Annotated in this window: 19 protein-coding genes; 8 read left to right on the plus strand and 11 right to left on the minus strand. The window is 71.6% G+C overall.

Annotated elements, in window-relative coordinates; all coding sequences use genetic code 11:
* Window positions 1-64: 64 nt before the first annotated feature.
* Complete coding sequence (locus tag ACLQ3B_RS29415) at window positions 65-403, minus strand: DUF952 domain-containing protein (RefSeq protein WP_425783948.1); 339 nt, start codon at window positions 401-403, stop codon at window positions 65-67.
* A gap of 113 nt (window positions 404-516) precedes the next feature.
* Between ACLQ3B_RS29415 and ACLQ3B_RS29420 the strand changes: the two genes are divergently transcribed.
* From ACLQ3B_RS29420 to ACLQ3B_RS29430, 3 genes are all read left to right on the plus strand, one after another.
* Entirely contained in the window at window positions 517-828 is a 312-nt protein-coding gene (locus ACLQ3B_RS29420; protein WP_088947217.1) for a hypothetical protein, read from the plus strand.
* A 264-nt stretch (window positions 829-1092) separates the two neighbouring features.
* Window positions 1093-1749 (plus strand): response regulator transcription factor, encoded by a 657-nt coding sequence (locus ACLQ3B_RS29425; protein WP_124822714.1) that lies wholly within the window; start codon window positions 1093-1095, stop codon window positions 1747-1749.
* Window positions 1750-1758: 9 nt separating this feature from the next.
* Complete coding sequence (locus ACLQ3B_RS29430) at window positions 1759-3192, plus strand: sensor histidine kinase (protein ID WP_425783949.1); 1434 nt, start codon at window positions 1759-1761, stop codon at window positions 3190-3192.
* Window positions 3193-3202: 10 nt separating this feature from the next.
* On the opposite strand, the gene ACLQ3B_RS29435 is transcribed toward ACLQ3B_RS29430, so the two are convergent.
* From ACLQ3B_RS29435 to ACLQ3B_RS29450, 4 genes are all read right to left on the minus strand, one after another.
* Entirely contained in the window at window positions 3203-4120 is a 918-nt protein-coding gene (locus ACLQ3B_RS29435; RefSeq protein WP_425784006.1) for a TAXI family TRAP transporter solute-binding subunit, read from the minus strand.
* Between the two features lie 103 nt (window positions 4121-4223).
* Window positions 4224-4976: a hypothetical protein gene (locus ACLQ3B_RS29440; RefSeq protein WP_425783950.1), complete on the minus strand. Its 753-nt coding sequence runs from the start codon at window positions 4974-4976 to the stop codon at window positions 4224-4226.
* Between the two features lie 106 nt (window positions 4977-5082).
* Entirely contained in the window at window positions 5083-5880 is a 798-nt protein-coding gene (gene yaaA, locus ACLQ3B_RS29445; RefSeq protein WP_425783951.1) for a peroxide stress protein YaaA, read from the minus strand.
* A gap of 65 nt (window positions 5881-5945) precedes the next feature.
* Window positions 5946-7571, minus strand: coding sequence for an ArnT family glycosyltransferase (locus ACLQ3B_RS29450; RefSeq protein WP_425783952.1), 1626 nt, complete (start codon window positions 7569-7571; stop codon window positions 5946-5948).
* A 119-nt stretch (window positions 7572-7690) separates the two neighbouring features.
* Between ACLQ3B_RS29450 and ACLQ3B_RS29455 the strand changes: the two genes are divergently transcribed.
* Window positions 7691-8731 (plus strand): App1 family protein, encoded by a 1041-nt coding sequence (locus ACLQ3B_RS29455; RefSeq protein ID WP_425783953.1) that lies wholly within the window; start codon window positions 7691-7693, stop codon window positions 8729-8731.
* A 7-nt stretch (window positions 8732-8738) separates the two neighbouring features.
* Here ACLQ3B_RS29455 and ACLQ3B_RS29460 read toward each other — a convergent pair whose 3' ends face one another.
* Window positions 8739-9386 (minus strand): TetR/AcrR family transcriptional regulator, encoded by a 648-nt coding sequence (locus ACLQ3B_RS29460; RefSeq protein WP_425783954.1) that lies wholly within the window; start codon window positions 9384-9386, stop codon window positions 8739-8741.
* 83 nt (window positions 9387-9469) lie between these two features.
* Between ACLQ3B_RS29460 and ACLQ3B_RS29465 the strand changes: the two genes are divergently transcribed.
* Entirely contained in the window at window positions 9470-10465 is a 996-nt protein-coding gene (locus ACLQ3B_RS29465; protein WP_425783955.1) for an alpha/beta fold hydrolase, read from the plus strand.
* Window positions 10466-10686: 221 nt separating this feature from the next.
* On the opposite strand, the gene ACLQ3B_RS29470 is transcribed toward ACLQ3B_RS29465, so the two are convergent.
* The 3 genes from ACLQ3B_RS29470 to ACLQ3B_RS29480 form a co-directional block, all read right to left on the minus strand.
* Entirely contained in the window at window positions 10687-15015 is a 4329-nt protein-coding gene (locus ACLQ3B_RS29470; protein ID WP_425783956.1) for a LamG-like jellyroll fold domain-containing protein, read from the minus strand.
* 104 nt (window positions 15016-15119) lie between these two features.
* Window positions 15120-17222 (minus strand): 1,4-alpha-glucan branching protein GlgB, encoded by a 2103-nt coding sequence (glgB, locus tag ACLQ3B_RS29475; protein WP_425783957.1) that lies wholly within the window; start codon window positions 17220-17222, stop codon window positions 15120-15122.
* Window positions 17210-19480: a maltotransferase domain-containing protein gene (locus ACLQ3B_RS29480; RefSeq protein ID WP_425783958.1), complete on the minus strand. Its 2271-nt coding sequence runs from the start codon at window positions 19478-19480 to the stop codon at window positions 17210-17212. The genes glgB and ACLQ3B_RS29480 overlap by 13 nt, the downstream gene beginning before the upstream one ends.
* 341 nt (window positions 19481-19821) lie before the next feature.
* Here ACLQ3B_RS29480 and ACLQ3B_RS29485 point away from each other — a divergent pair, with 341 nt between their 5' ends.
* The gene (locus ACLQ3B_RS29485) at window positions 19822-20781 is read left to right on the plus strand and encodes an inositol-3-phosphate synthase (protein ID WP_425783959.1); all 960 of its coding nucleotides are present in this window, start codon (window positions 19822-19824) and stop codon (window positions 20779-20781) included.
* On the opposite strand, the gene ACLQ3B_RS29490 is transcribed toward ACLQ3B_RS29485, so the two are convergent.
* On the minus strand, window positions 20753-21247 hold the full coding sequence (locus ACLQ3B_RS29490; RefSeq protein WP_425783960.1) for a hypothetical protein: 495 nt from the start codon (window positions 21245-21247) through the stop codon (window positions 20753-20755). The genes ACLQ3B_RS29485 and ACLQ3B_RS29490 overlap by 29 nt on opposite strands.
* Window positions 21248-21261: 14 nt before the next feature.
* Window positions 21262-22479: a glycogen synthase gene (glgA, locus tag ACLQ3B_RS29495; RefSeq protein ID WP_425783961.1), complete on the minus strand. Its 1218-nt coding sequence runs from the start codon at window positions 22477-22479 to the stop codon at window positions 21262-21264.
* A gap of 70 nt (window positions 22480-22549) precedes the next feature.
* Here glgA and glgC point away from each other — a divergent pair, with 70 nt between their 5' ends.
* Entirely contained in the window at window positions 22550-23782 is a 1233-nt protein-coding gene (glgC, locus tag ACLQ3B_RS29500; RefSeq protein ID WP_425783962.1) for a glucose-1-phosphate adenylyltransferase, read from the plus strand.
* A gap of 31 nt (window positions 23783-23813) precedes the next feature.
* Window positions 23814-25451, plus strand: a complete 1638-nt coding sequence (gene pgm / locus ACLQ3B_RS29505) for a phosphoglucomutase (alpha-D-glucose-1,6-bisphosphate-dependent) (protein ID WP_124823457.1) — start codon at window positions 23814-23816, stop codon at window positions 25449-25451.
* The last annotated feature ends 39 nt before the right edge of the window (window positions 25452-25490 follow it).

The raw sequence follows: 25490 nt of genomic DNA on the forward strand, positions 1-25490 counted from the left end.
CGCGCCCGGCCCGACACTGTCGGGTCGGGCGCGTCCGGTTCAGCCCAGCAGGGCGGCCACCTGGTCAGCCGAGCAGGGCGGCCACCGCGTCGGCGGCCGGAAGGTCCGCCGGCAACGCCCGCGCCTCGACCACCGACGCGACCGGCAGCCGGCCGTACACGTGGGGGAAGAGTTGCCCGCCGCGCGACGGCTCCCACCGCAGCGCGTCACCCAGTCGCTCCTCCTCGACGCTGAGCAGGGTCAACCCGGTCACCCCGGTGAAGTGCCGTCGCGCCGTCTCCACCACCTGGTCGCCGCCGGAGAGGTGGATGAACCCGTCCTGCCGGTCCACCGCGGAGCCGGCGAAGGCGCCGGCGGCGAGGGCGTCGTCCCATTCCGCGTTCGACAGCAGTTTGTAGATCACCACAGCAGCGTACGGGGCCGCCGTGGGCGCGCTCGCCCGGTTTTCGCCGGTACCGCCGCGCCCGTCGCCTCCCGCCGGGCATGCTCAGGTCAAGGGCCGCGGAGGGATGGGCGATGCAGAGCTACGACGATGACTGGACCGACAGCCAGCGCGCGCTGTACGACGAGTGCTACCGGGCCGGCGGCGAGTGGGCCGAGGACCCGGACACTCCGTCCGACGACGTACAACATGTGATCAACCTGGCCGAGGCGGACGACGACGCCTTCCAGGATGCCGAGATCGACTACCCGCCTCTGGTCGACGCGGTCACCCAGGCCAGCGGGGTCAACGTCACAAGCGTGCCGGCCAGCCACGAGGACCCGGGTTTCCGCGGGTTCACCGACGGCGTGCGGGACGCCACCGCCGACGACGTCTTCGGTCTTTAGGGCGTGGGTCGAAGCCCCTGGCCGGCCTGCGGCGGGTCCAGACGACGGCCGGCCGCGTTGGAGGTTGGCCCGGATACAACACCGGTATCCGGGCCAACCTCCGCCTTGCCGGACCGCCGCCTGGACTCCGCCTCGGCTCGACCGAGGACTTCGACCCACGCCCTAAGCGGCCGGTAGCCCGCCCAGCGCGGGCGGGTGGCCTCCCGGTCCGCGCGCGCTTCTGCCACCATTCGCAGGACAGCGCTGCGACGGACGGGGGCACGGGTGCGCATCCTGCTGGTGGAGGACGACCGCCGGGTGGCTGCCGCGCTGTCCTCCGCCCTCACCCGCCGGGGGTACGAGGTCGAGCACGCGGCCACCGTCGCCGCCGCGCTCTCCGCCGCCCCGTGCGACCTGGTGCTGCTCGACCTGACCCTGCCCGACGGGGACGGCACCGACCTGTGCCGGGAGCTGCGTCGGCGCAGCAGTCAGCTCGGCATCATCGCGGTGACCGCCCGGGGTGAGGAACGGGACCGGGTGCTGGGTCTGCGCCTGGGCGCGGACGACTACGTGGTCAAGCCGTTCTCGATGGTGGAGTTGCAGGCCCGGATCGAGGCGGTGCTGCGCCGCGCCGCGAACGCCGCGCCGGAGCGGCACCTCATCGAGGCCGGGTCGGTCCGCATCGACGTGGCCGCGCGGACGGTGACCGTCGACGGCCGCGCCGTCACGTTGACCCGCAAGGAGTTCGACGTGCTCCTCTCGCTGGCCCGCCAGCCCGGGGTGGCGGTGCCCCGCGACCGGATCCTGCTCGACGCCTGGGGCACCACCTGGGCCGACCGGCACACCGTCGAGGTGCACGTCGGGTCGCTGCGCGGCAAGCTCGGCGACGCCCGCCTGGTGGAGACCGTGCGCGGTGTCGGCTACCGGCTGCGCGACGCGTGAGGAGCTGACGTGCGCCGTCGCCTGGTGATCAGCTACCTGCTGTTGATGGTCCTCGTCCTCATCGCGTTGGAGACTCCACTGGCCGCCACCATGGCCAGCCGCGAGACCGAACGGGTCCGTGCCGACCGGCTCGCCGACGCCACCCGGTTCGCCTCGCTGGCCGGGCCGGCGTTGCGTGACGGCGGGCCCGGCCCGATCGAGTCCGAGCTGACCAGCTACGACGACCTGTACGCGCTCCGCGCCGCGATCGTCGACCGGGATCGGAACATCTCGGTCTCGTCGCCCAGGTGGCAGCCCAGCCCGGGGACCGCGACGGTGCTGGACGTCGCGCTGTCCGGGCAGCAGACCAGCGCCCCCGAGTCGGTCTGGCCCTGGACGACCGACCCGGTGGTGGTGGCGGTGCCGATCAACGACGGAGGTGAGGTGCTCGGCGCGGTGGTGATCGTGACCCCGGCCGGCGCGATCCGCCGAGCTGTCGTCGCGTGGTGGCTGCTGCTCGCCCTGGCCGGCCTGCTCGCCGTGCTGGCCTGTGTGCTCACCGCGTTCGGGCTGGCCGGTTGGGTGCTGCGCCCGGTCACCGAACTGGACGCGGTCACCCACGAGATCGCCGAGGGCGACCGGGGCGCCCGGGTGCAGCACCGGCTGGGCCCGCCGGAGCTGCGCCGCCTCGCGGCCAGCTTCAACCACATGGCCGACGTGGTGTCCGACGTGATGGACCGGCAGCGCGCCTTCGTCGCGCACGCCAGCCACCAACTGCGCAACCCGCTCACCGCGCTGCGGCTGCGGGTGGAGGAGTTGGGGCCCAGCCTCACCGACCCGGACGGTCGGTCCGAGCACCGGCTGGCCCTGGAGGAGACCGACCGGCTCGCGCTGGTGCTGGACGCGCTGCTCACCCTCGCCCGGGCCGAACGGGAGGAGAACGAGCGCGTCACCGTGGACGCCGCCGCGGTGGCCGCCTCCCGGGTGGCCGCGTGGGCGCCGCTGGCTCGGCACCGGTCGGTCGCGTTGCGGCTGGCCACGACCGACGCCCCGGCGTACGCCCGGACCGTGCCGACCGCCGTCGACCAGGCGCTGGACGCGCTCATCGACAACGCGGTGAAGTTCAGCGGGGCGGGTGGGGCGGTGACGGTGACAGTGGTCCGCCGCGACGGCGGGGTGGCGCTGGAGGTTCGCGACTCCGGCCCCGGCATGACCGAGAGTCAGCTCGGCCAGGCCACCGAGCGGTTCTGGCGGGCCCCGGACGCGCAGAACGTGGACGGCGCGGGGCTCGGCCTGACCATCGCCGCCGTGCTTGTCGACGCGTCGGACGGGCGGCTGACCATGCGTCCGGGGGAGTCACGGGGGCTGGTCGCCGCCCTGTGGTTCCCGACGCCGGCCGTTGCGGTGGAGCCGGCGGAGGAGGAGGAACCGGCCGCCGACAGGCGTCCCAGCCCGGCGCGGTGAGGCCCGGCCGTCACGGTTTGGTGGCGCGGTACCAGGCGGCGGCCCCCGGGTGCAGCGACAGCGGCGCGGTGACGATCGCCGAGCGCGGGCTCATCCGTCCCGCCGCCGGGTGGGCGTCGGCCAGTTCGGCGCGGCGTTCCATCAGCAGCCGGGTCACCTCACGGACCAGCGGCTCCGGCAGGTCGGCCCGGACGATCAGGTAGTTCGGGTCGGCCACCGTGGTCACCGCGTCCACCCCGTACACCGAGCGGGGGATGTCCCGGGAGACGTAGACCTGGCCGAAGCGTGAGCGCAGCGGCTCGGTCCACTCGCTGAGGTCCACGATCCGGATGGCACTGGCCTCGGCCAACTCCTCGATGCCCCGGACCGGCAACCCGCCGGAGAAGAAGAAAGCGTCGATCCGCCCGGAGCGCAGTGCCGTCACCGAATCGTCCAGACCGAGTCGTTCGCGGCGCACCTCGTCACCACCGAGGCGGGCCACCTCCAGCAGCCGGGTCGCGGTGATCTCGGTGCCCGAGCCGGGCGCGCCGACGGAGACCCGCCGGCCGCGCAGGTCGGCGACCGTGCGGACCGGGCCACCGCTCGTGGTGACCAGGTGCAGTTGGTCGTCGTACACCCGGGCGACGGCGTCGACCGTCGGGCTTCCCGCCGTGCTGGTGGGCAGCACGTCGGCCTGGGTGAAGCCCAGCTCGGCCGCTCCGGAGCCGACGAGCTGGACGTTCTCCGCCGAGGCGGCGGTGATCACCACGCTCGCCCGCACGTCGGGGAGTTCCCGGTTGAGGATGGCCGCCAGGGACTGCCCGAACGCGTAGTAGACAGCGGTGGGGCTGCCGGTGGCGATCCGGATCGTCGTCGGCTCGGTCGGGGCGTCCCGGCAGCCGGCGATGGCCAGGTTCGCGATCAGCAGCACCGTCGACAGGGCGACCAGGCCGGCGCGGCCGGACGGGGTACGACTCACGCGGTGCACTGTGCGCCGTCGGACCGGTGCGCGCAAGCCCGGGTCGGCGACGTCCCGGAGGATCGGAACCCGGTCAGCAGGCCGCGCGACCTGCCGGTGCCACCGTCGCGCCCCGCGCCGAGGCCGGGAGCACCCCGCGCGCCGTCGCCGTCCCGGGTGCGACAAGCGGGCCGCGCGCCGGCTCCAACGCCGCGCTGCGCAGGATCCGCTGCCGGTCCGGGCCGTCGGCCACGCTGACCAGGAAGCAGCCCGTACCGGGGCGGAGCCGGGCCGGCACGTCGAGCACGGCCGCGCTGCGGATCAGCACCGCGGCCAGCTCCCGGTCGGTGAGCCGGACGCCGAGGATGTGCCGGCGGACGTGCCGCCCGGCGGCCAGCAGCGCCGAGCGCCAGGCCGCCTCCGCCAGCCGGGTCACCAACCGCCGGCGGGCCGGCGAGGCGCCGGGCAACGGCCCGCCGAGCAGCTCGCGCCGCCCCTGCCACCAACCCGCGTCCAATATCCGGGTGTACGCGCCCCGGTGCTCCCGGGGCACCCACAGCCGGTGCAGCTCGTAGCGGCGGCGCAGGCCGCCGACGGCCACCTCGTGGGTGACCGGGATGTCCAGCCGGCTGAGCAGTTGCCGCATCCGTTGCGCGGCGTCCTCCCGGTTGAACTCCACCCCGGGCGTGTGCTCGGCACGTACCGTGCTCGGCCGGGCGGCGGTCGGCGGCGGTGTGCAACGCAGCAGGCAGGCGGCCTCGAACGCGTCGCCCAGGGTCAACCAGCCCAGCGGGGATGGGGACGTCGGGGAGTGGGGCCGGTCGAGCAGGGCGGGTTCGCGGGTCAACGAAGGCTCCCTTGTCGGAGTCTGGGTTGCCTTACCGTGGCCCCTGCCACGCCGTTACGGAACCGGTCCGGCGCAGCCTTGAGCAAATCTTGCGACTGCGATGCCGCTACAGGTCGCTGACCACCAGATCCACCTGCCGTACGCGGCCCGCGGCGGTGGCCTGCTCCAGCACTGTGTGTTTCAGCTCCCGCAGGGTGCCCACCAGCTCCGCGGCGGTGCGCGGCCGGGCGCCGGCGACGAGCAGATCCCGGACCAGCCGCCCCTTGGTCGCCTTGTTGAAGTGGCTGACCACCGAGCGGACCGGCACGCCGTCAACCTCCCGCTCGTGCAGTACCCGCACGGTGACCGTCCGCTCGGCCAGCTCACCGCGCGGCGTCCAGGTGGCGGCGTACGCGCCGGAGCGCAGGTCGAGCACCGGGCCCCGCCCGGCGGCCTCGTCCACCGTCGGCGTCAGCTCCCCACGCCAGTACGTCGACAGCGCCCCGACGTCGGGCAGGCGAGCGCCGATCGGGCAGCGGTACGGCGGGATCCGGTCGGCCAGCCGGACCACGCCCCACAACCCGGAGCTGATCAGGATCGACCGGCGGGCCGCCCGTTGCGCCGTGGCCGGCAGGGAGACCAGGTCCAATGCCTCGTAGAGCACCCCGGTGTAGAGCCGCTCGGCCGGCGCGGTGGCGGCCTCCCGCAGCCGGGCGTTGCGCCGCAGCTCGCCCCGCTGGCCCTCGCTGAGGCCGAGCGCCGCCCGCGCGGCCTCCTCGTCCGGCCCGGCGCTCAGCGCCACCAGGGCTTCCAGCACCCGCTCGCGGGCCGGGTTCAGCGCGGGCAGCGAGAGCCGGTCCGGTGTCCAGCGCCGTCCGGTGCCGGCGTCGGCCTTCCCCTCCGAGGGCGGCAGCAGGATGAGCATGGGTCTCCTCGACGGGCGAAACGGCGGCGCCCCACGCGCCGGCCCGGCCAGCGTACGACCAGCCCCTAGCGCCAGGGCCGTACCGGGGCGTCGGGGTGGTACACGCGATAGCCGCCGACCTCCCGCACCGGCGCGGCGTCGGCCCGGTCGGCGAGCAACCGGCGCAACCGCCGGTCCATCGGCGAGTCGACAGCCACCACGTAGCCCGGCCGATCGGCCCGTCCCACCTGCCGCCAGTACGGTCGGTAGCGGTTCTGCCCCGGCGACAGGTCCCCGTCGAGCACCCCGCAGACCACCGACTCGTCCGTGTTGAAGATCAACCGGTTGCAGGTCCAGTAGTCCCCGTACACCTCGTGCGGTCCGTCGGCGCGCAGCGCGGCGGCCAACTCCCGGGCCTGGCGCTCCTCGGTCCGCGACGCGGCGGTGCCGGTGGCCGCGAAGAGCACGGTTGCCACCAGCGTGGTCACGGTCAGCGCGGCCAGCACGGCGCTGGACAGCACGCCGGTGAACCGTCCCAGCACGCTGCTGGTGCCCCGCCAGGCGGTCAGCGCCGCCACCCAGAGCGGCCAGAGCACCGCCGGCAGCGACAGTTGCAGCACCGACAGGTAGCGGGCGTTGTCCAGCGGACTGGTCGCGGCGAGCGGGCTGCGCACGTACGACAGCAGGGTCAACGCCGCGCCGGCGACCAGCGCGAGCTGCACGACCGGCCCGACCCGCTCCCCGCGCGACGCCCCGGCCGCCCGGCGGTACGCGAGCACCGCGAGTGCCGCCCCGGCCACCAGCAGCAGCGGGTAGAGCACGCCGAACCACTGTTGCCAGCGTCCGCAGCCGTCCACCGGGCAGAGCCCGTGTGCCAGCGGCACCCCCTCCAGCAGACCGCCCCGGATTCGGTCTGACCACGGCGGCTGCGGCCCGGCCTTGGTGCTGACCTCCCGGAACACCGTCAGCGAGTCGTCACCGGGCCCGGCCCGCAGGTTGTCGACGATCATCGGGGCCACACCGACGACCGCTCCCGCCACCAGCAGCAGGCCGGACCAGCCGAGCAGCTCCCGCCGTACCGCCCACACCAGGGCCAGCCCGGCCACCGCGAGGTACGGGAGGATCAGCCAGTCCGACCAGACGGCCAGCCCGACGAGCAGCCCGAACAGGCCGACCGCGAGCCGGCGGCGGTGGACCGTGCCGGCGGCCAGTCCCACGGTGACCAGCAGCATCAGCAGCACCGCCGGCTTCACCTCCGGCCGCCCACCGACGACGGTGAGCTGGTCGCGCACCACCCGCTCCGGCCCGAGCGCGAGCAGACCCACCACGAAGGCGGCGAACCACGGGGTGCAGAGCCGGCGGGTCAGCCGGTGGATCAGGTAGAGGAAGACCGCGTACAGGGCGAGCATCGGCAGCCGCAGCACCGGCCAGCTCGGCCCGGCCACCGCCAGCAGGGGAGCGGCCAGGTACGACTCCAACATCCCCATGTAGTGCTGGCCGTAGAGGAAGACCGGGTGTTCCCGGCCCCGGGCAATGTGCAGCGCGGCGAGGCCGAAGGTGGCCTCGTCGCTGTTCGACACCGGCACCGTGAAGAGCGTCAGGACCAGCCGGTAGACGACACCGACGAGCCCGAACAGCAGCGCGACGAGCGCCGGCCGGTCGAGTCGCGGACGCCGTCGCCCGCGGTGCTGCTCTGGATGCGACACGACCAACGCCCCCGTCGTCGTCCCGACCCGGAGTGTTTCACGGTCGGCCGGGCCCCCGAGGTGGATCGGCGCAGCCCGGGTTGGCTCGCGTGGCCGTGGCTGTCGACGTGTGGCAGGGTTGGCGCGTGCCACCCACTCCCGCCGGCCAGCTGGCCGTTCCGAACCTGCACCGGGCTGCGCGGATCGAGGACGCCGTACACCAGCTCGTCGAGCGTCGGCTGCGGCGCACCGGCTGGCGGGTCAACATCGTCGCGTACACCGGCTATGGCGCGCCGGGGTGGGTGCGGGTGATGTGTCGGGTGTTGCTGGGCCGTCCGGACACCCGCCAGCGGGGTCGGCTGGACAAGGTCCGCGGCTGGCGCAGCTTCACCACGCTGCCCAACAAGCACGTCACGGTGACCATCGAGGCCGGCGGGGTGCGGCACGAGACGCGGGCCGACCGCAGCGGTTTCGTCGACACCCTGGTCGAGGCGGACCTGCCGCCCGGTTGGGGCACGGTCCGGCTCAGTGTGCCGGACGCCGAGCCGGTCGACGCCCCGGTGCGCATCCTCGACCCGGAGGTCAAGTTCGGCATCATCTCCGACATCGACGACACGGTGATGGTGACCGCGCTGCCCCGACCGCTGCTCGCCGCCTGGAACACGTTCGTGCTCGACGAGCACGCCCGCGCGGCCGTGCCCGGCATGGCGGTGCTCTACGAGCGGCTGGTCACCGCGCACCCCGGCGCGCCGGTCTTCTACCTCTCCACCGGGGCGTGGAACGTGGCGCCCACGTTGACCCGCTTCCTGTCCCGACACCTCTACCCGGCCGGGCCGCTGCTGCTCACCGACTGGGGCCCGACCGCCGACCGCTGGTTCCGCAGCGGAATGGAACACAAGCGGGTCACCCTCGCGCGGCTGGCCCAGGAGTTCCCCGACGTGCGCTGGCTGCTCGTCGGTGACGACGGCCAACACGACCAGGAGATCTACCGGGAGTTCGCCGCCGCCCACCCGGAGAACGTCGCCGCCGTGGCGATCCGCCGGCTCTCCCCGACGCAGTCGGTGCTGGCCGGCACCCTGCCCGCCCCGGCCGGCCGCCCGTCGTCGGGGCCGGTGGGGCAGAAGTGGCTGTCTGCCCCGGACGGCGCCGGCCTGTGGCAGCTCCTGCGCGACGCCGGCCTGGTCTGACGGCCGATCAGGACGACGGGTTCCCGGCGTCCTGCGGTGCGGCGCCGAGGGACCGGCGGAGCATGCTGACCAGTTCTTCGGCGGCGTGGCCGCTGTCGAAGTAGGGGTCGGCGAGGCACTCCGACACGATCGCGTCAATGGCCCCGTTCACGATGACGGCGGTGGCCTGCGGGTCGACGCTGGGCCGGTAGTCGCCTGCCGCCCGCGCCGCGTCGATCAGACCGGCGACCGCTTCTCGCCGACTGCGGGCGTTCGGCGTGTCACTGATGCCGGTCTCCTCGCTCAACGCCTCGACGATCATCCGCGTGTGGTCCGGGTGGTTCCGCAGGTACGCCACCAGGGACCGGACGTAGGCCTCCACCGCGGACGCGCCGGATCGCAACCCGACTTCGGTGCCGACGTACTCGGTGAGGGACTCCAGGACCGAGGCGTAGGCGGTCCGCACGACCGCGTCCTTGGACGGGAAGTGGTAGAGAACGGCGGCCTTGGAGATGCCCGCCGCCTCCGCGATCCGGGCCAGTGAGGTGCCCGGATAGCCGTGTCGGGCAACCAGGTCGATGGTCACGCCGATCAGTTGCGCCCGTCGCGCCTGCTCGGTGATCGTGAGTGGCTTGGCGGCGCGGACCTGCGCTGACGTGGCGTCGTTCGGGTGCACCCGCTTACCGTACCGGCCCCTTCGCCCAGCACTCTCTGACCTGACGGTTGTATTTTCTACCAAGCGGTTAGTAATCTGACCTCATGGTGATGAAGGTGGTGCGGAGGATGGGCGGATTCCTGCGAGCGCATCGACGCCTCCTGATTCGGGCCGCCGCGGTGCTCGCGGTGATCACGGTGGCGATCGCGTACGCGCTGCGCGACCCCGCCCCCGTCGGCTACTTCACGTCGACGGAGTCCCACGACCGTTTCGTCGGTGCGTATCGGGAGGCGATGGCGGACCTGCCGGAGCCCGACCGCACCCTCGACGTCCGGACCGGCTACGGCGTCGTACGCCTCTACCACTTCAGTGGCGGCACCGACCCGGCAGCCGCGCCCCTGCTGCTTCTGCCCGGCCGGGCGTCGGCGTCGCCGGTCTGGGCGGACAACCTGCCGTCGCTGCTGCGGTCGCGCAGCGTCTACACCGTCGACCTGCTCGGTGAACCGGGCATGAGCATCCAGCAGCGCCCCATCAAGGACACGACAGCGCACGCGCAGTGGTTGCACGAGGTCCTGCTGGCGCTACCCGAGCCGACGATCCACCTGGTCGGCGTGTCGTTCGGCGGCTGGACGGCGATGAACCTCGCGGTGCACCGGCCACAGAAGGTCGGGAGTGTCGTCCTGCTCGATCCGGTCCTGGTCTTCGCTGACCTGTCAACGGAGGTGGTGCTGAGGTCCATCCCGGTGAGCGTCCGCTGGGCGCCCCGATCCTGGCGGGACAGCTTCGCCAGTTGGACGGCGAACGGCGCCCCGGTGGAGGACGTACCGGTCGCCCGGATGATCGAGGCCGGCATGCAGGCGTACGTGATGAAACTGTCCGCCCCGACCCGGCCGTCCGAGGACCAACTCGCGGCGGTCGGCGTTCCGGTGCTCGTCCTGATGGCGGGGAAATCCCGGCTGCACGACGCGGGCGAGGCCGCGAAGCTGGCCGAGCGGTCCCTGACCCAGGGCACCGTGAAGACCTACCCGGACGCGTCGCATGCCATCAACGGCGAGTACCCGAACGAGATAGCCGCGGACATCTCCTCGTTCGTCAATTGAGGGGCGAACCCTTGTCGACGTCGGCGGCATGACCCGGCCAGTCAGCCCTGCCGCAGGCGAACCGCGCCCAGCGGCGGCTCCTGGAGGGCCGCCGACGCCACCATCCCGTGCCACGGCCTGTCCTCGCGGTGCACAGCCGCCCCGAGGCCGGAAGCTCGGCCCGCACATGCGAAACCCCCGGACACCGCTTTCGCGGTGCCCGGGGGTTTCGGCCCTTCGGACTACATGAACGAGTGTGAGCCCCAGGTGACGGTGCCGGGGGCGCCGTTGCCCGTGTAGAGGTTCAGGGTGCCGTTGCTCCTGCGACGGACCAGCAGATCCATCTTCCCGTCGTTGGTGACGTCGCCGAGGCTGCTCATGTCGAAGTCCTTGCACTTGCCGCAGACCAGGACACGGGTGGCCCACACCGGGGCTCCGCTGGCGGCGGCGTTGGGGTACACCCACATGTCGCCGGTGCCGGCGTTGCGCATGACCAGGTCCGGCTTGCCGTCGTTGTTGGCGTCCTCGATGTGCACGTTGTCGTACCCACCGCAGGAGCCGCAGAGCAGAATCCGATTACTCCAGGTGATCGCGCCGCCGGTCGGGCCGTTGCCCAGGTACGCGTACATGTCCCCGGTGTTGTTCTCCCTGATGAACAGGTCGGTCTTGCCGTCGCGATTCACATCGGCCAGGTCGGACGTGCCGAAGTTGACGCACTTGCCACAGACCAGCTGGCGGGTGGCCCAGACCGGGTCTCCGCTGGCGACCGTGTTCGGGTAGACGTACATGTCGCCGGTGCTGATCTGGCGCATGAAGAGGTCCAACTTGCCGTCGTTGTTGGCATCGGCGATGTTGAACGAGTCGTAGCCTCCGCACTTGCCGCACACCACCACGCCGGCATCGAACGTGAGCGTGTTGTCCAGGTTCGTTCCGCGGCGCAGCAGCACGTCGCCGTTGGCCTGCCTGACCAGCATGTCGCCCCGGCCATCGCCGGTGACGTCGCGGACGTTGGGTGCGAGGAGCGTCTGGGCGTAGTTGCCCGGCGCGGTGGCCTCGGCCGGGTTCAGGGCCCGGTCCCAGTGCTGCACGTTGCTGATCTGGCCTGAGTAGTAGGAACTCGGGGCGCCCTTGTAGCGGTAGTGGCCGATGACGAACCGACCGGTGCTGGGCCAGGACACAGCGGCGGCGTGCTGTGCCGTGCCGGCAAGGTTGTTGTTGACGTAGAGAGCCATCGTGCTCGTGGTGTGGTTGTAGGTGGCCACCAGGTGCGTCCACACACCGAGCTGCGCGTTGGGTGCGCTGGCGGCCTGGTCGTACGACCAGCCGTCGCCGTCGGACCGGGCCATCCCGAAGCGCCAGGTGTTGTCGCTCTGCTCCTGCCAGAGGATGAACCGGGCGGAACGCGCCCCCTCCTCGGAAAGGATGACCTTGCCGGCGGTGGTGGGCTTCACCCAGGCGGCGACGCTGAACGACTTGGTGGTGTCGATCAGTACCGGGCCGTCGGCGCTGACCAGGCTGCCGGTGCCGTTGGCGTCCACGCCCGTGCCGGTGGCATCGCTGTTCAGCCGCAGGTCCGGGCTGAAGAGGTCACCCTCGTGCCAGTAGGCGTTGCCGGTGCCGGTGAGGGTGCTGCCGCCGGAGGTGTCGGCCGCGGTACCCGCGGCCGCCCCGGCCGTACCGTCGTTGAGCGGCCAGGTGTGCTTGGTGGTGACCAGACCCTGCGCCTGCTGGGTGGCGATGGCGGGCGTGCCGCCGAGGCCAGTCACGAGGTACGCCGTGGTGAGGCCGTTGGCGCCGACGGTCCACAGGTCGGGGGTGTTGTCGGAGTTGATGTCGGCGGCCCGCAGGCTCAGTGCGGCGCTGCGGTTCCAGTTGGTCGAGAGCGTGTGCGGCGTGTACGTGAGCTGGTTGGTGTCCTGGTTGTAGGCCAGGTTGGTCCAGAGGTGCAGGGCCCCCGTGCTGCTGTTCCACAGGAACATCGAGGAGCTGCCGTTGACCTGGGCGGTGGCGATGGTCCAGTTGTTCCAGTCCACGCCGCCGGTCGGCGTTCGCGTCGGGGTGCTGGCGTTGTAGTAGTACAGGCCGGGTGCGAAGGCCATCGGGTAGTAGTTGAGGTAGTAACCGTTCGTGGCGTCGCCGCTGGTGCCGATCAGGTCCGGCAGGAGGGACCCGGTGGCACGGGCGTCGCCGGCGTTGGCCAACTGCAGCGGCGCGTTGCCGTTGCCGTCGCGCAGCAGCTCACCGGAGACGCTTACCTGGTTGTTGTACGGCTGGATGACCGAGCCGTCGCCACTGCCCCGCAGGATGGTTCCATTGCCGGCGCTGGCGCCCGCCGTGTAGTAGACGAGAACGTCCTGCAACCCGGAGCCGAAGAAGTGGCCGGAGATCGCCTGGCCACCGTTGAAGTCGGACGGGTCCTCGTTGCCGGTGACCCCGTTGCCCCGCGCTCCGATGTCGTTCACCGTGGTGCGCACCGCGCCGCTGTTCATGCCCGTTCCGAGCCAGAGGCCGGAGGGCAGCCCATTGCGGGCGCCGACGGTCAGCAGGTCGGCGACACCGTCACCGGTGAGGTCCGCGTCGGCAGCCGTGTCGGCGGGATCCGCGTTGAAGGTGACGGTGGCGGTCTCGCCGAAGTTGCCACCCGCCGAGAGGCTGGTCACCGCGAGCGTGTTGGTGAACCGGGTCGGCGTCGTGATGACGGTGGCCGCGCCGGCCGTGGCGGAGACGGTGACCGGGGGCAGGCCGTTGAGCTGGTAGCTGTAGCTGGTCGGCTGGGTGCCGGTCCGGGGCGGGGTGATGGCGAAGCTGGTCTCATCGCCGATCTTCGGCTGTCCCTGCGGCTGGCTGATCTCCGGCGCGCCGGTCCGGGTGGGGTCGAAGGTGAAGCTGCAGGTCGCGGACCAGTCGCTTGTCGCCTGGAAGTCGGTCGCCTGGACCTTCCAGGAGAAGTTGGTGATCGCGCCGCCGGCTGCGGCGCGCAGCGTGGCGGACGGCACGATCAGCACGCCGGTGCTGCCGGAGGAGTAGGTGAGCAGGTTCGGGTTGGACGACGCCAGGGCGGTCTGCGAGGCGTCGGCGGTCTTCCAGAGCTTGAAGCTCACCCCGAGGGCGCCGCCGTTGGGGTCGGACACCGGGGCGTAGAGGTAGACCGGGTTGTCGCCGACGGCCGACCCGCCGGCGCAAGCGGTCCGTGGCGAGGTGGTCATACCGGTCGGCTTGTTCGGCTTGTGGTTGTAGAGGATCTCCAGCGTGGGGCTGGTCTCGAGGAACTCTTTCCAGCTCTCGGGATCACTGCCCTCGTTCTCGCCGACCAGCTTCAGGGTCCGGGTGGCCGTCCGGTTGTTGGCGAGGTCGGTCGTGATCTGGGTGGTGATGTTGAAAGCAACGCCGGCGGCGGCGCAGCCGCTGTAGCCGTGGGCGAAGCTCGCGCTCGCCGCGAGTCGGGTGTTGCTCTGTCCCGCCCAGTAGTTCCAGGTGGCGTTGGACTTGGTCAGCACCGTGTCCGGGGCGTAGACGTTTACCTGCTTCGCCCTGCAGGACCACGACCGGGTGTTGGTGATCTTGAAGATGGCGGAGCTGATCGTCGCGTTCCTCAAGGCGCTGTAGGGCACCGGGAAGTTGATCAGCGTGTTCGACCGCTGTTCGCCGGAGTTGCCCACCTGCATCCGACCTTCCGGGTCGGGGGTGTTGTTCCAGTAGTTGGAGCCCGGGTGCTGGTAGGAGACGCTGGCCCAGCCGGACATCCGCGGACCGGTGCTGCTCCAGTTGAAGTCGGGGTCGATGTAGACCGGGTAGACGGTCGAGGCATCGGTGAACAGCTTGCGGTCCGGCTTGAGACCGAGCTTGCCGGGGGCGATGGCCACCCCGATGGCGGCGGTACGTGCCGCGCGGCCGGGAGCTTTGCTCGTCGACGTGGCGCCGCTGCGCGCGGTCGGTCCGTTGGTGCCCCCCGCCGAGGAGTCCCACATGAGTGGCGCGGGTGCCGTGATGACCGCGTCGCCGGTCCGGTCCTGCCCGCTGATGTTTCCGACCGAGTCGGCGCTGAGCGTGAAGCCCTTGGCGGCGGTGGCCAGCTCCAGCGTGGCCAGCTTCGGGTTCGCGGCGGCCTTCGCGTCCTTGACCACGAAGACGTGCGAGAAGCCACCCTGGGCGTTGACGGTCGCGGTCAGGTCCACGCCGGGCAGTACGTTGGCGTACGTGGCCGTCGGCCCGTCGAGCGTGGGCTTGGGCAGGGCGACGGGTGCCGTCAGGGCGAGCGAGCGGTCCCCGCTGACCAGGTGTGCCATCGGTCCGGTACCGCCACCGGAGAGCGTGATGTCATGCGTGGTGGTGGTCGCCGTGATGGCACCGTCGGCCCGCCGAACCAGTGTGGGGTCCAGCGCCTTCCAGGTGTCCCCGACGCGCTTGCGGGCCGGCATGGCGCTCTGGCTGAGCAGGAGCTGTCCGTCTGGGCGAGCGGTCAGGGTCTCCGTCGAGGTACCGGCGGCGGTCGCTTCGACCTGCTTGCCGGTCCGCTTGGCCTGGGCCAGCGCCGCATCCACCCCGAGCGGTCCGGCCGGTGGTTGGTCCACGCCGCGTTCGTACGTGGAGCAGGTCACCGATTCGGTGACCTCGGCCGCCTTGAGAGCTGTTAGGGGTGGCAGACAGCCTGCCCTGGGCCGCCGGCTACGTCCGGTCAGCTCTGGCGAAGCCAGACCGCGCCCAGCGGCGGCACCTGGAGGGCCGCCGAGGCGACCATCCCGTGCCACGGCACGTCCTCGGCGTGCACCGCACCCATGTTGCCCACCCCGGACCCGCCGTAGTGGTGGGCGTCGGTGTTGAGCACCTCCTGCCACGTCCCACCGGCCGGCAACCCGACCCGGTAGTCGTGCAGCGGCTGGGCGGAGAAGTTCGCCACGCAGACAAGCGTCGAGCCGTCCGGGGCGATCCGGACGAACGACACCGTGTTGTTGGCGACGTCGTCGCCGGCGATCCAGCGGAACCCGGCCGGTTCGGTGTCCTGGGCCCAGAGTGCCGGGGTGTCCCGGTAGACCCGGTTGAGGTCGCCGACGAGCCGTTGCACGCCGGCGCGGGCCGGGTCGTGCAGCAGGTACCAGTCGAGGCCGCGTTCCTCGCTCCACTCCCGGTCGTCGGCCAGTTCGGAGCCCATGAAGAGCAGTTGCTTGCCGGGGTGCGCCCACATGTACGCCAGCAGCGCCCGCACGTTGGCCAGCCGCTGCCAGGTGTCGCCGGGCATCTTGCCGGCCAGTGAGCCCTTGCCGTGCACGACCTCGTCGTGGCTGATCGGCAGCACGTAGTTCTCGCTCCAGGCGTACGCCAGGGAGAAGGTGAGCTGGTGGTGGTGGTGCTGGCGGTAGATCGGGTCCTTCGAGGTGTAGAGCAGGGTGTCGTGCATCCAGCCCATGTTCCACTTGAAGCCGAAGCCCAGCCCGCCGTCGGCGGTCGGGCGGGTGACGCCCGGCCAGGCGGTGGACTCCTCGGCGATCATGACGACGCCGGCGTGGTGCTTGTAGACGGTCGCGTTCACCTCCTGCATGAACGCGATGGCCTCCAGGTTCTCCCGGCCGCCGTACTTGTTCGGGGCCCACTCGCCGTGGTTGCGGGAGTAGTCCAGGTAGAGCATCGAGGCGACCGCGTCGACCCGCAGCCCGTCGACGTGGAACTGGTCGCACCAGTAGAGCGCGTTGGCGACCAGGAAGTTGCGGACCTCGTTGCGGCCGAAGTCGAAGACGTATGTGCCCCAGTCGGGGTGTTCGCCGCGCCGCGGGTCGGGGTGTTCGTAGAGCGGGGTGCCGTCGAAGCGGGCCAGGGCCCACTCGTCCTTGGGGAAGTGCGCGGGCACCCAGTCCAGGAGTACGCCGATGCCGGCTGCGTGCAGCCGGTCGACGAGGTGGCGGAACTCGTCCGGGTCGCCGAACCGGGAGGTCGGCGCGTAGTAGCCGGTCACCTGGTAGCCCCAGGAACCGCCGAACGGGTGCTCCATCACCGGCAGGAACTCCACGTGCGTGAAGCCCAACTCGGTGACGTACGCGGTGAGCTGCTCGGCCAGTTCGCGGTAGCTCAGGCCGGGTCGCCACGAGCCGAGGTGCACCTCGTAGACGCTCATCGGCTCCTGGTGCGGCTGCCGTTCGGCCCGCCGGGCCAGCCAGTCCGCGTCGTTCCACTGGTACGTCGAGTGGTGCACCACCGAGGCGGTGGCCGGCGGCACCTCGGCGCACGCGGCCAGGGGGTCGGCCTTGTCCCGCCACTGCCCGTCGGCGCCCAGCACCCGGTACTTGTAGCGGGCCCCGGCCCGGGCGTTGGGGACGAACAGTTCCCACACTCCGCTGGAGCCGAGCGACCGCATCGGCCAGCCGTCGTCGGGGCCCCAGCCGGTGAAGTCGCCGACCACCCGCACCCCACGGGCGTTGGGCGCCCAGACGCTGAACGCCACGCCCTCGTCGAAGACCCGGGCGCCGAGCGCCTCCCACAGTCGCTCGTGCCGACCCTCCCGGATCAGGTGCAGGTCCAGCTCTCCGAGGGTGGGCGGGTAGCGGTACGGGTCGTCGTGGGTGGTGCCGTCGACCTCCACCCGGTAGTCGAGCACGGTGCCGTCGACCTGGGCCTCGAAGACGCCCACGTCGTGCACCCGCTTCATCGGGTGCCGCTCGTCGCCGACGAGCAGCGTCACGTCGCCGGCGCCCCGGCGCATCGTGCGGATCGTCGTCGAGGAGTCGGCGGGGTGCGCGCCGAGCAGCGCGTGCGGGTCGTGCGTCGCGCCGGAGATCAGCTGGTCCATCGGGGGTCCTTCGGGGCGGCGTCGGTCGGTGCGGAGGCGGGCGGGCGGGTCGCCGATCGGCGCGGCGGGGTCGGAACCGGGCCCGACCGGCGGGGCGGAGTCGGAACGGGAGCTGCCGGAGCAGGAGCTGCCGATGCAGGAGCAGCAGGAACGGGAGCTGCCGGTGCAGGAGCTGTCGGAGCAGGAGGTGTCGGAGCAGGAGGTGTCGGGACGGGAGTTGTCGGTGCGGTGCCACCGGAGAGGTCGTCCGGCACGTCGGCGACGGTCAGGTCCGCCGGTTCGACGCCGGCGGGCTCCGGCGCGGAGGGCGGGACCGGGCGACGCACGGTCAACACGTGCGCGGGTTGCAGGTACGGGTCGAGCCGTACCGCGTTGCGCTGGCCCCAGTCGTAGCTGGTGCCGGTCAGCTCGTCGTGCACGGTGAACCGTTCGTGCCAGTCGAAGCCGAGCGCCGGCATGTCGAGTGTGGTGTTGCCCCACTGCACGATGCGCGGGTCGAACGAGCAGATCACGATGACCGTGTTGCCGGTTTCCGGGTCGTGCTTGGACCAGCAGAGCAGCGCCGGGTTGTCGATCTCGTGGAAGCGCAGGTTGCGGAGCTGGTGCAGGGCCGGGTTGTCGCGACGTACCCGGTTGAGGGTGGTCAGGAACGGCGCCAGCGAGCGGCCGTGCGCCTCGGCGTCGGCCCAGTCCCGGGGTCGCAGCTCGTACTTCTCGTTGTCCAGGTACTCCTCCGCGCCCGGCCGGGCCACGTGCTCGAACAGCTCGTAACCGGCGTACAGGCCCCAGGAGGGGGAGAGCATCGCGGCCAGCACCGCCCTGATCTTGAACATCGGCGGGCCGCCGTGCTGCAACGACTCGTGCAGGATGTCCGGGGTGTTCGGCCAGAAGTTCGGCCGCATGTAGTCGGCCGCCTCGATCAGCTCCTCGCAGTACGCCCGCATCTCGGCGGCCGTCGTGCGCCAGGTGAAATAGGTGTACGACTGCGTGAAGCCGATCTTGCCGAGGCCGTGCATGATGGCCGGCCGGGTGAACGCCTCGGCCAGGAACAGCACGTCCGGGTCGACAGCCTTCACCTCGGCGATCAGCCAGTGCCAGAAGTCGAACGGCTTGGTATGCGGGTTGTCCACCCGGAAGATCCGGATGCCCTCGCCGACCCAGTGCAGCACCACCCGCAGCACCTCGGCCCGGATGCCCTCCGGATCGTTGTCGAAGTTGACCGGGTAGATGTCCTGGTACTTCTTCGGCGGGTTCTCCGCGTACGCGATGCTGCCGTCGGCCCGGGTGGTGAACCACTCCGGGTGCTCGGTGACCCAGGGGTGGTCCGGGGCGCACTGCAACGCCAGGTCCATCGCCACTTCCAGGCCCTGCGCGGCAGCCGCCTGGATGAACGCCCGGAAGTCCGCCGGCGTACCCAGATCGGGGTGGATGGTGTCGTGGCCGCCCTCGGCGGCGCCGATCGCCCACGGCGAGCCCACGTCGGTCGGCCCGGCGGTGAGCGCGTTGTTGGGGCCCTTGCGGTTGACCCGGCCGATTGGGTGGATCGGCGGCAGGTAGAGCACGTCGAAGCCCATCGCGGCGACACCCGGCAGCCGCTCGGTGGCGGTCGCGAAGGTGCCGGACCGCCCGCCCGCCGCACCCTCGGAGCGGGGGAAGAACTCGTACCAGGCCGAGTAGAGCGCCCGCTTGCGGTCAACCCAGATCGAGTACGTGTCACCGGCGGTGACGAACTCCCGCACCGGGTGCTCCCAGAGCAGGTCGGCCAGGGTCAGCGCCGGGTCGACCCGCTGCGCCAGCGGCAGGTCGGTGTCGACAAGCGCGGCGAGCGCGTCGGCGACCCGGGGCCGGTCGGCGGCCGGGACGAGGCCCCGGGCGGCGGCGAGCACCCGCGCGCCCTCGGCCAGGTCGTTGGCCAGGTCCTCCGGCCCCTGCCCGGCGGCGATCTTCTTGGTCACCGCGTTCTGCCAGGTCAGGTACGGGTCCTGGAACGCCTCCACGGAGAAGGCCCACGAGCCGACGGCGTCCGGTGCGATGGTGGCGTGCCAGCGGTCCTGGCCGGGCTCGCCGGGGCGCATCCGGGTGAACGGCCGGCTCGCGCCGTCCGGACCGGCCCACACCACGTTGCAGCCCAGCGCGTCGTGCCCCTCCCGGTAGGCGCGCGCCGACACCGGAACCGGCTCGTCGACCACCGCCTTTGCCGGGTATCGCCCGCACGAGACGACGGGGGAGACGTCTTCGATCGGGAACCGTCCAGTCACTCCGCCAACCTACTGCGCGAGATCCGTTCGCGCGCGGCCAAGCACCCTGGTCCATCCCACCCGCTGCGAGCGCTCGGCAAGATCCGCGCACTTCCGGGGAAGTTGCTGCCTCAACGCTCGTCGACCCAGCAACTTCCCCGAAGTTGCGCGGATCTCCGCGCTTGTCGGCCCCGCGTTTTGGGCAGCCCGGCAGGGACCCGATCCGCGCGCGCCCCACAAACGGGGCAGGTCGACAGCGCACACTCCAGCAGCAGGCAGCAGGCAGCAGGCAGCAGGCAGCAGGCAGCAGGCAGCAGGCAGCAGGCAGCGGGCAGCACGCCGAGGTGCCGTAGCCTCCGGCCATGATCGAACGGGTGAGGGTCGCGGTTGTCGGGGTCGGCAACAACACGTCGGCATTGCTGCAAGGGCTTGCCCTCTACCGCCAGAGCGGCAGCCTGGTCGGAATCCGCAGGCCGGTGATCGACGGCCTCGGGGTGGGGGATATCGACATCGTCGCCGCCTTCGCCACCTCCGAGGAGAAGATCGGTCGGGACCTGACCGAGGCGATCTTCCTGGCGCCCAACAACTTCCCCCGGCTGGACTGCGACCTGCCCACATCGGGTGTGCCGGTCACGAAGGGCCTCGTCGACGCGACCGAGGTGCGGCGGGTGGCAGCGGTGCTGGCCGGGGCGGAGGTGCTGCTCTACTCGGCGCCGAGTGGCCGGCCGGAGACCGCCCAGGCGTACGCCGAGGCAGCTCACACGGCGGGTGTCGCGTTCATCAACACCACGTCCGACCCGGTCGCCCGCGATCCCCGCCGGATGGCGAGGTTCGAGGCGGCCGGCCTGCCGCTGCTCGGTGACGACCTGGCCAGCCAGTTCGGCACCTCGGTGCTACACAAAGCGCTGTTGCGGTTACTCGAGGAGCGGGGCCTCACCCTGGTCAGCTCGTACCAGGTCAACCTGGGCGGCACCGAGGACTTCCGCAACCTGGTCGAGAACCCCGACACCAAGAAGCAGTCCAAGCTCAACGCCCTGTCGACGGCCGACAAGGCTGCGGCCGACACCGTCGCGGTGGCCCCGCTCGGCTACCTGCCGCATCTCGCGTCGCAGAAGATCGCCCACCTCAACGTCGAGGCACAGGGTTGGGGCGGGACGGCGGTGAGCCTCGACGTGAAGCTGACCGTGCATGACCCGAGTGGCGCTGCGGGGGTCAACATCGACCTGATCCGCATCGCCGCGAGCGCTCTCCGGAACGGGCGCGGTGGTCACTCCGCCGAGGCGACGTCGTTGCTCAAGTCCCCGCCGGGGACGGCGATCTGAGACCGGCGGTGAGTAGGTGCCTGATCCGCGCGTACTCGGCGGCCATCTCCGGGGTGGCGAGGACGTCGTCGAGGTCGGCCGAGACCTGGATGTCGACCTCCTCGACGGAGCGGATGGCCAGCTCGTAGATCTCGCCGCGCTGGCCCTCCTCCAGGTAGGTGGTCCAGTGTTCGAGCGCGGTGAGGACGATCAGGATGCCCTGATCCAGGTCGCCGTCGGCGAGCACGCCCGCGTCGATCCGCTCCAACTGGGCCCGGAGTTCCGCCGCGGTGGCCGTCTGGACGGTCTCGCGGGCGGCGGCCAGCGCCGCCCACGCGTCCTCGTCCAGTTCGTCGTCCACGGCGCTGTCGAGCAGCTCGCTGCGGACCAGCCGGCTGACCGTCTCCAGGCCGAAGACGCGCAGCGCGTTCTCGTCGGCCGCGACGACCAACTCACGGATCGCCGCTTCGAGTTCGTCGTACCGCATGTCGTCGGTCTCCCTCAGGCCGCGCCGACGGAGCGGTAGACCTCCAGGGTCTGCCGGGCGATGGCGTCCCAGGAGAAATGCTGCACCGCGCGCTGCCGGCCGGCCAGGCCGAACCGGTCGGTGCGCGCCGGGTCGGCGAGCAGCGTGTTGATCGCCGCGGCCAGGTCGGCGACGAACTTCTCCGGTGCCAGCGGCCGGCCGGACCCGTCGGTGGCCTGCTCGATCGGCACCAGCAGACCGGTCTCGTCGTCGGCCACGACCTCGGGGATGCCACCGGTCGCGGTCGCCACCACGGCCGTCTCGCAGGCCATCGCCTCCAGGTTGACGATGCCCATCGGTTCGTAGACCGACGGGCAGACGAAGACGGTGGCGTGCGTGAGCACCTGGATCACCTCGGGCTTGGGCAGCATCTCGGCCACCCAGACCACGCCGGAACGGTTGGCCCGCAGCTCGGCGACCAGCCCCTCCACCTCGGCGGCGATCTCGGCGGTGTCCGGCGCACCGGCGAGGAGCACGAGCTGGGTGTCGGCCGGCAACTCCCGGGCGGCCCGCAGCAGGTACGGCAGCCCCTTCTGCCGGGTGATCCTGCCCACGTAGACCACGCTGGGGCGGGACGGGTCGACGCCGAGCCGGTCGAGCACGTCGGTGTCCTGATCCGGGGCGTACTGGATGGTGTCGATGCCGTTGTAGACCACCCGGACGCGGTCGGGGTCGATCTGCGGGTACGCGGTGAGCACGTCGTTGCGCATCCCGCCGCTGACCGCGATCACCGCGTCGGCGGCCTCCATCGCGGTGCGCTCGATCCAGGAGGAGAGCGCGTAACCGCCGCCGAGCTGCTCGGCCTTCCACGGCCGCAGCGGCTCCAGGCTGTGCGCGGTCACCACGTGCGGCACCCCGTGCAGCAGCTTCGCGGTGTGGCCGGCCAGGTTCGCGTACCAGGTGTGACTGTGCACCACGTCGGTGCCGGCCGCGCCGGCGGCCATCTCCAGGTCCACGCCCATCGTGCGCAGCGCGGCGTTCGCGCCGGTCAGGCCGGGCGGTTCGGCGTACGCGGTGACGCCCGGCTCGGTGCGCGGCAGGCCGAAGCAGTGCACGCGTACGTCGGTGCGGCGGCGCAACTCCCGGGCCAGGTACTCGACGTGCACGCCCGCACCGCCGTAGACCTCCGGTGGGTACTCGCGGGTGAGCAGATCGACGCGCAGGGATCCGGTGGCCGGGGAGGAGTCGGTCATGTGCGCACCCTAGTGCAGAAGACTCCCCGTACGAGTGGTGAAGTGCGACGCGGATGGATAGCGTCGGGGCATGGCTGCCAAGGTGCTCGCGATCGTCCTGGCGGGTGGGGAGGGCAAGCGCCTGATGCCACTCACCACGGATCGGGCCAAGCCGGCCGTCCCGTTCGGCGGGATGTACCGCATGGTCGACTTCGTCCTCTCCAACCTGGCCAACGCCGGCTATCTCAAGATCGTCGTGCTGACCCAGTACAAGTCCCACTCCCTCGACCGACACATCACCAAGACCTGGCGGATGTCCACGCTGCTCGGCAACTACGTCACCCCGGTGCCCGCGCAACAGCGTCGCGGCCCGTGGTGGTTCGCCGGCTCGGCCGACGCCATCTACCAGAGCTTCAACCTCATCAACGACGAGCAGCCCGACTACGTGATCGTCTTCGGCGCCGACCACATCTACCGGATGGACCCGCGGCAGATGGTGGAGGACCACATCGCCTCCGGCGCGGCGGTGACCGTCGCCGGCATCCGCCAGCCGCTGTCGATGGCCGACCAGTTCGGCGTCATCGAGGTCGGCGAGGACGGCAAACGGATCCGGGCGTTCCGTGAGAAGCCCACCGACGCGGTCGGCCTGCCCGACGCACCGGACGAGATCTACGCCTCGATGGGCAACTACGTCTTCACCACCCGGGCGCTCTGCGAGGCGGTCGAGCGCGACGCCGAAGACAAGACCAGCAAGCACGACATGGGCGGCAGCATCATCCCGATGCTCGTCGAGCGCGGCGACGCCAACGTCTACGACTTCCGCGACAACGAGGTGCCCGGCAGCACCGACCGTGATCGCGGCTACTGGCGGGACGTGGGAACGCTCGACTCGTTCTACGACGCGCACATGGATCTGATCAACGTGCACCCCGTCTTCAACATGTACAACTTCGACTGGCCGATCTACACGGAGCAGCCGCCGTGGCCACCGGCGAAGTTCGTCCACCAGTGGGGTGAGCGGGTGGGCCGGGCGGTCGGCTCGATGGTCTCCCCGGGCGTGGTGATCTCCGGCTCGCTGGTGGAGAACTCGATCGTCTCGCCGAAGGTGCGCGTGCACTCCTGGGCCCACGTCGAGGGCTCGGTGCTGATGGAGGGTGTGGAGATCGGCCGACACGCGGTGGTCCGGCGGGCCATCCTGGACAAGAACGTCTTCGTCCCGGAGGGCGCCGAGATCGGCGTCGACCTGGAGAAGGACCGGCAGCGCTACACCGTCTCCGACAACGGCATCGTGGTGATCGGCAAGGGCCAGAAGGTCGAGCCGTGACCGATCCGTACTCCCCGAGGAGGTTCCCGCAGTGACCCACCCCCGTGCCGGCCAGCCCGCCGAGCCCGCCGACCTGGTCGACGTGCCGCGCCTGGTGACCGCCTACTACGCCGAGCATCCGGATCCCGCGGACCCGGCGCAGCAGGTCTCGTTCGGCACCTCCGGCCACCGCGGCTCCAGCCTGCGCAACGCGTTCAACTCCGACCACATCCTGGCGGTCACCCAGGCGCTCTGCGACTACCGACGCGAGCAGGGGCTGGACGGGCCGCTCTTCCTCGCCCGGGACACCCACGCGCTCTCCGCGCCGGCCGCGGTGGACGCCCTGGAGGTGCTCGCCGCCAACGGGGTCACCGTGCTGGTGGACAGCCGCGACGGCTACACCCCGACCCCGGCGCTGTCGCACGCCATCCTCACGCACAACCGGGGGCGGACCAGCGGGCTCGCCGACGGCATCGTCATCACCCCGTCGCACAACCCGCCCGACGACGGCGGTTTCAAGTACAACCCCACAAACGGCGGGCCGGCCGACACCGACGTGACCCGGTGGATCCAGGACCGGGCCAACACCATCCTCGCCGCCGGGCTCAAGGAGGTCCGCCGGATCACCTACGCGCGGGCGCGGGCCGCCGACACCACCGGGGAGTACGACTTCCTCGCCAACTACGTCGACGACCTGCCGGCGGCGATCGACATCGACGCCATCCGCGACGCCGGGATCCGGATCGGCGCGGACCCGCTGGGCGGGGCGAGCGTGGCGTACTGGGGTGAGATCGCCGAGCGACACCGTCTGGACCTGACCGTGGTCAACCCGACAGTCGACCCGACCTGGCGGTTCATGACCCTGGACGGCGACGGCAAGATCCGGATGGACTGTTCGTCGCCGAACGCGATGGCGTCGCTGATCGCCGCACGCGCCGACTACCAGATCTCCACGGGCAACGACGCCGACGCCGACCGGCACGGCATCGTCACCCCGGACGCCGGGCTGATGAACCCCAACCACTACCTGGCGGTGGCGATTCGTCACCTGTTCCGCACCCGTACGGAGTGGGGGCCGGCCGCCGCGGTGGGCAAGACCCTGGTCTCGTCGTCGATGATCGACCGGGTCGCCGCCGACCTGGGCCGGCCGTTGTTGGAGGTGCCGGTCGGCTTCAAGTGGTTTGTGCCCGGCCTGCTGGACGGCGCGGTCGGCTTCGGCGGTGAGGAGAGCGCCGGGGCGTCGTTCCTGCGCCGCGACGGCTCGACCTGGACCACCGACAAGGACGGCCTGCTGCTCTGTCTGCTCGCCGCCGAGATCCAGGCCACCACCGGCCGCAGCCCGAGCGAGCACTGGGCGGAGTTGGCCGAGCGCTTCGGCGCGCCCGCGTATGCCCGGATCGACGCCCCGGCCACCCGGGAGCAGAAGGCCGTGCTGGGCAAGCTCTCCCCGGAGCAGGTCACCGCCACCGAGCTGGCCGGTGAGCCGATCACCGCGACGCTGACCACCGCACCCGGCAACGGCGCACCGATCGGCGGCCTCAAGGTCAGCACCGAGTCCGGCTGGTTCGCCGCCCGCCCGTCCGGCACCGAGGACGTCTACAAGATCTACGCCGAGTCGTTCCAGGGGCCGGAGCACCTTCGCCGTCTCCAGCAGGAAGCCCAGGATCTGGTCACGCAGGTTCTCGGCTGAGCGACCGCGCCTCGTCTCGACCCGCAGCGGGGCCGACGC

This window comes from Micromonospora sp. DT53 (genome assembly GCF_049841535.1).
Classification (GTDB): domain Bacteria; phylum Actinomycetota; class Actinomycetes; order Mycobacteriales; family Micromonosporaceae; genus Micromonospora.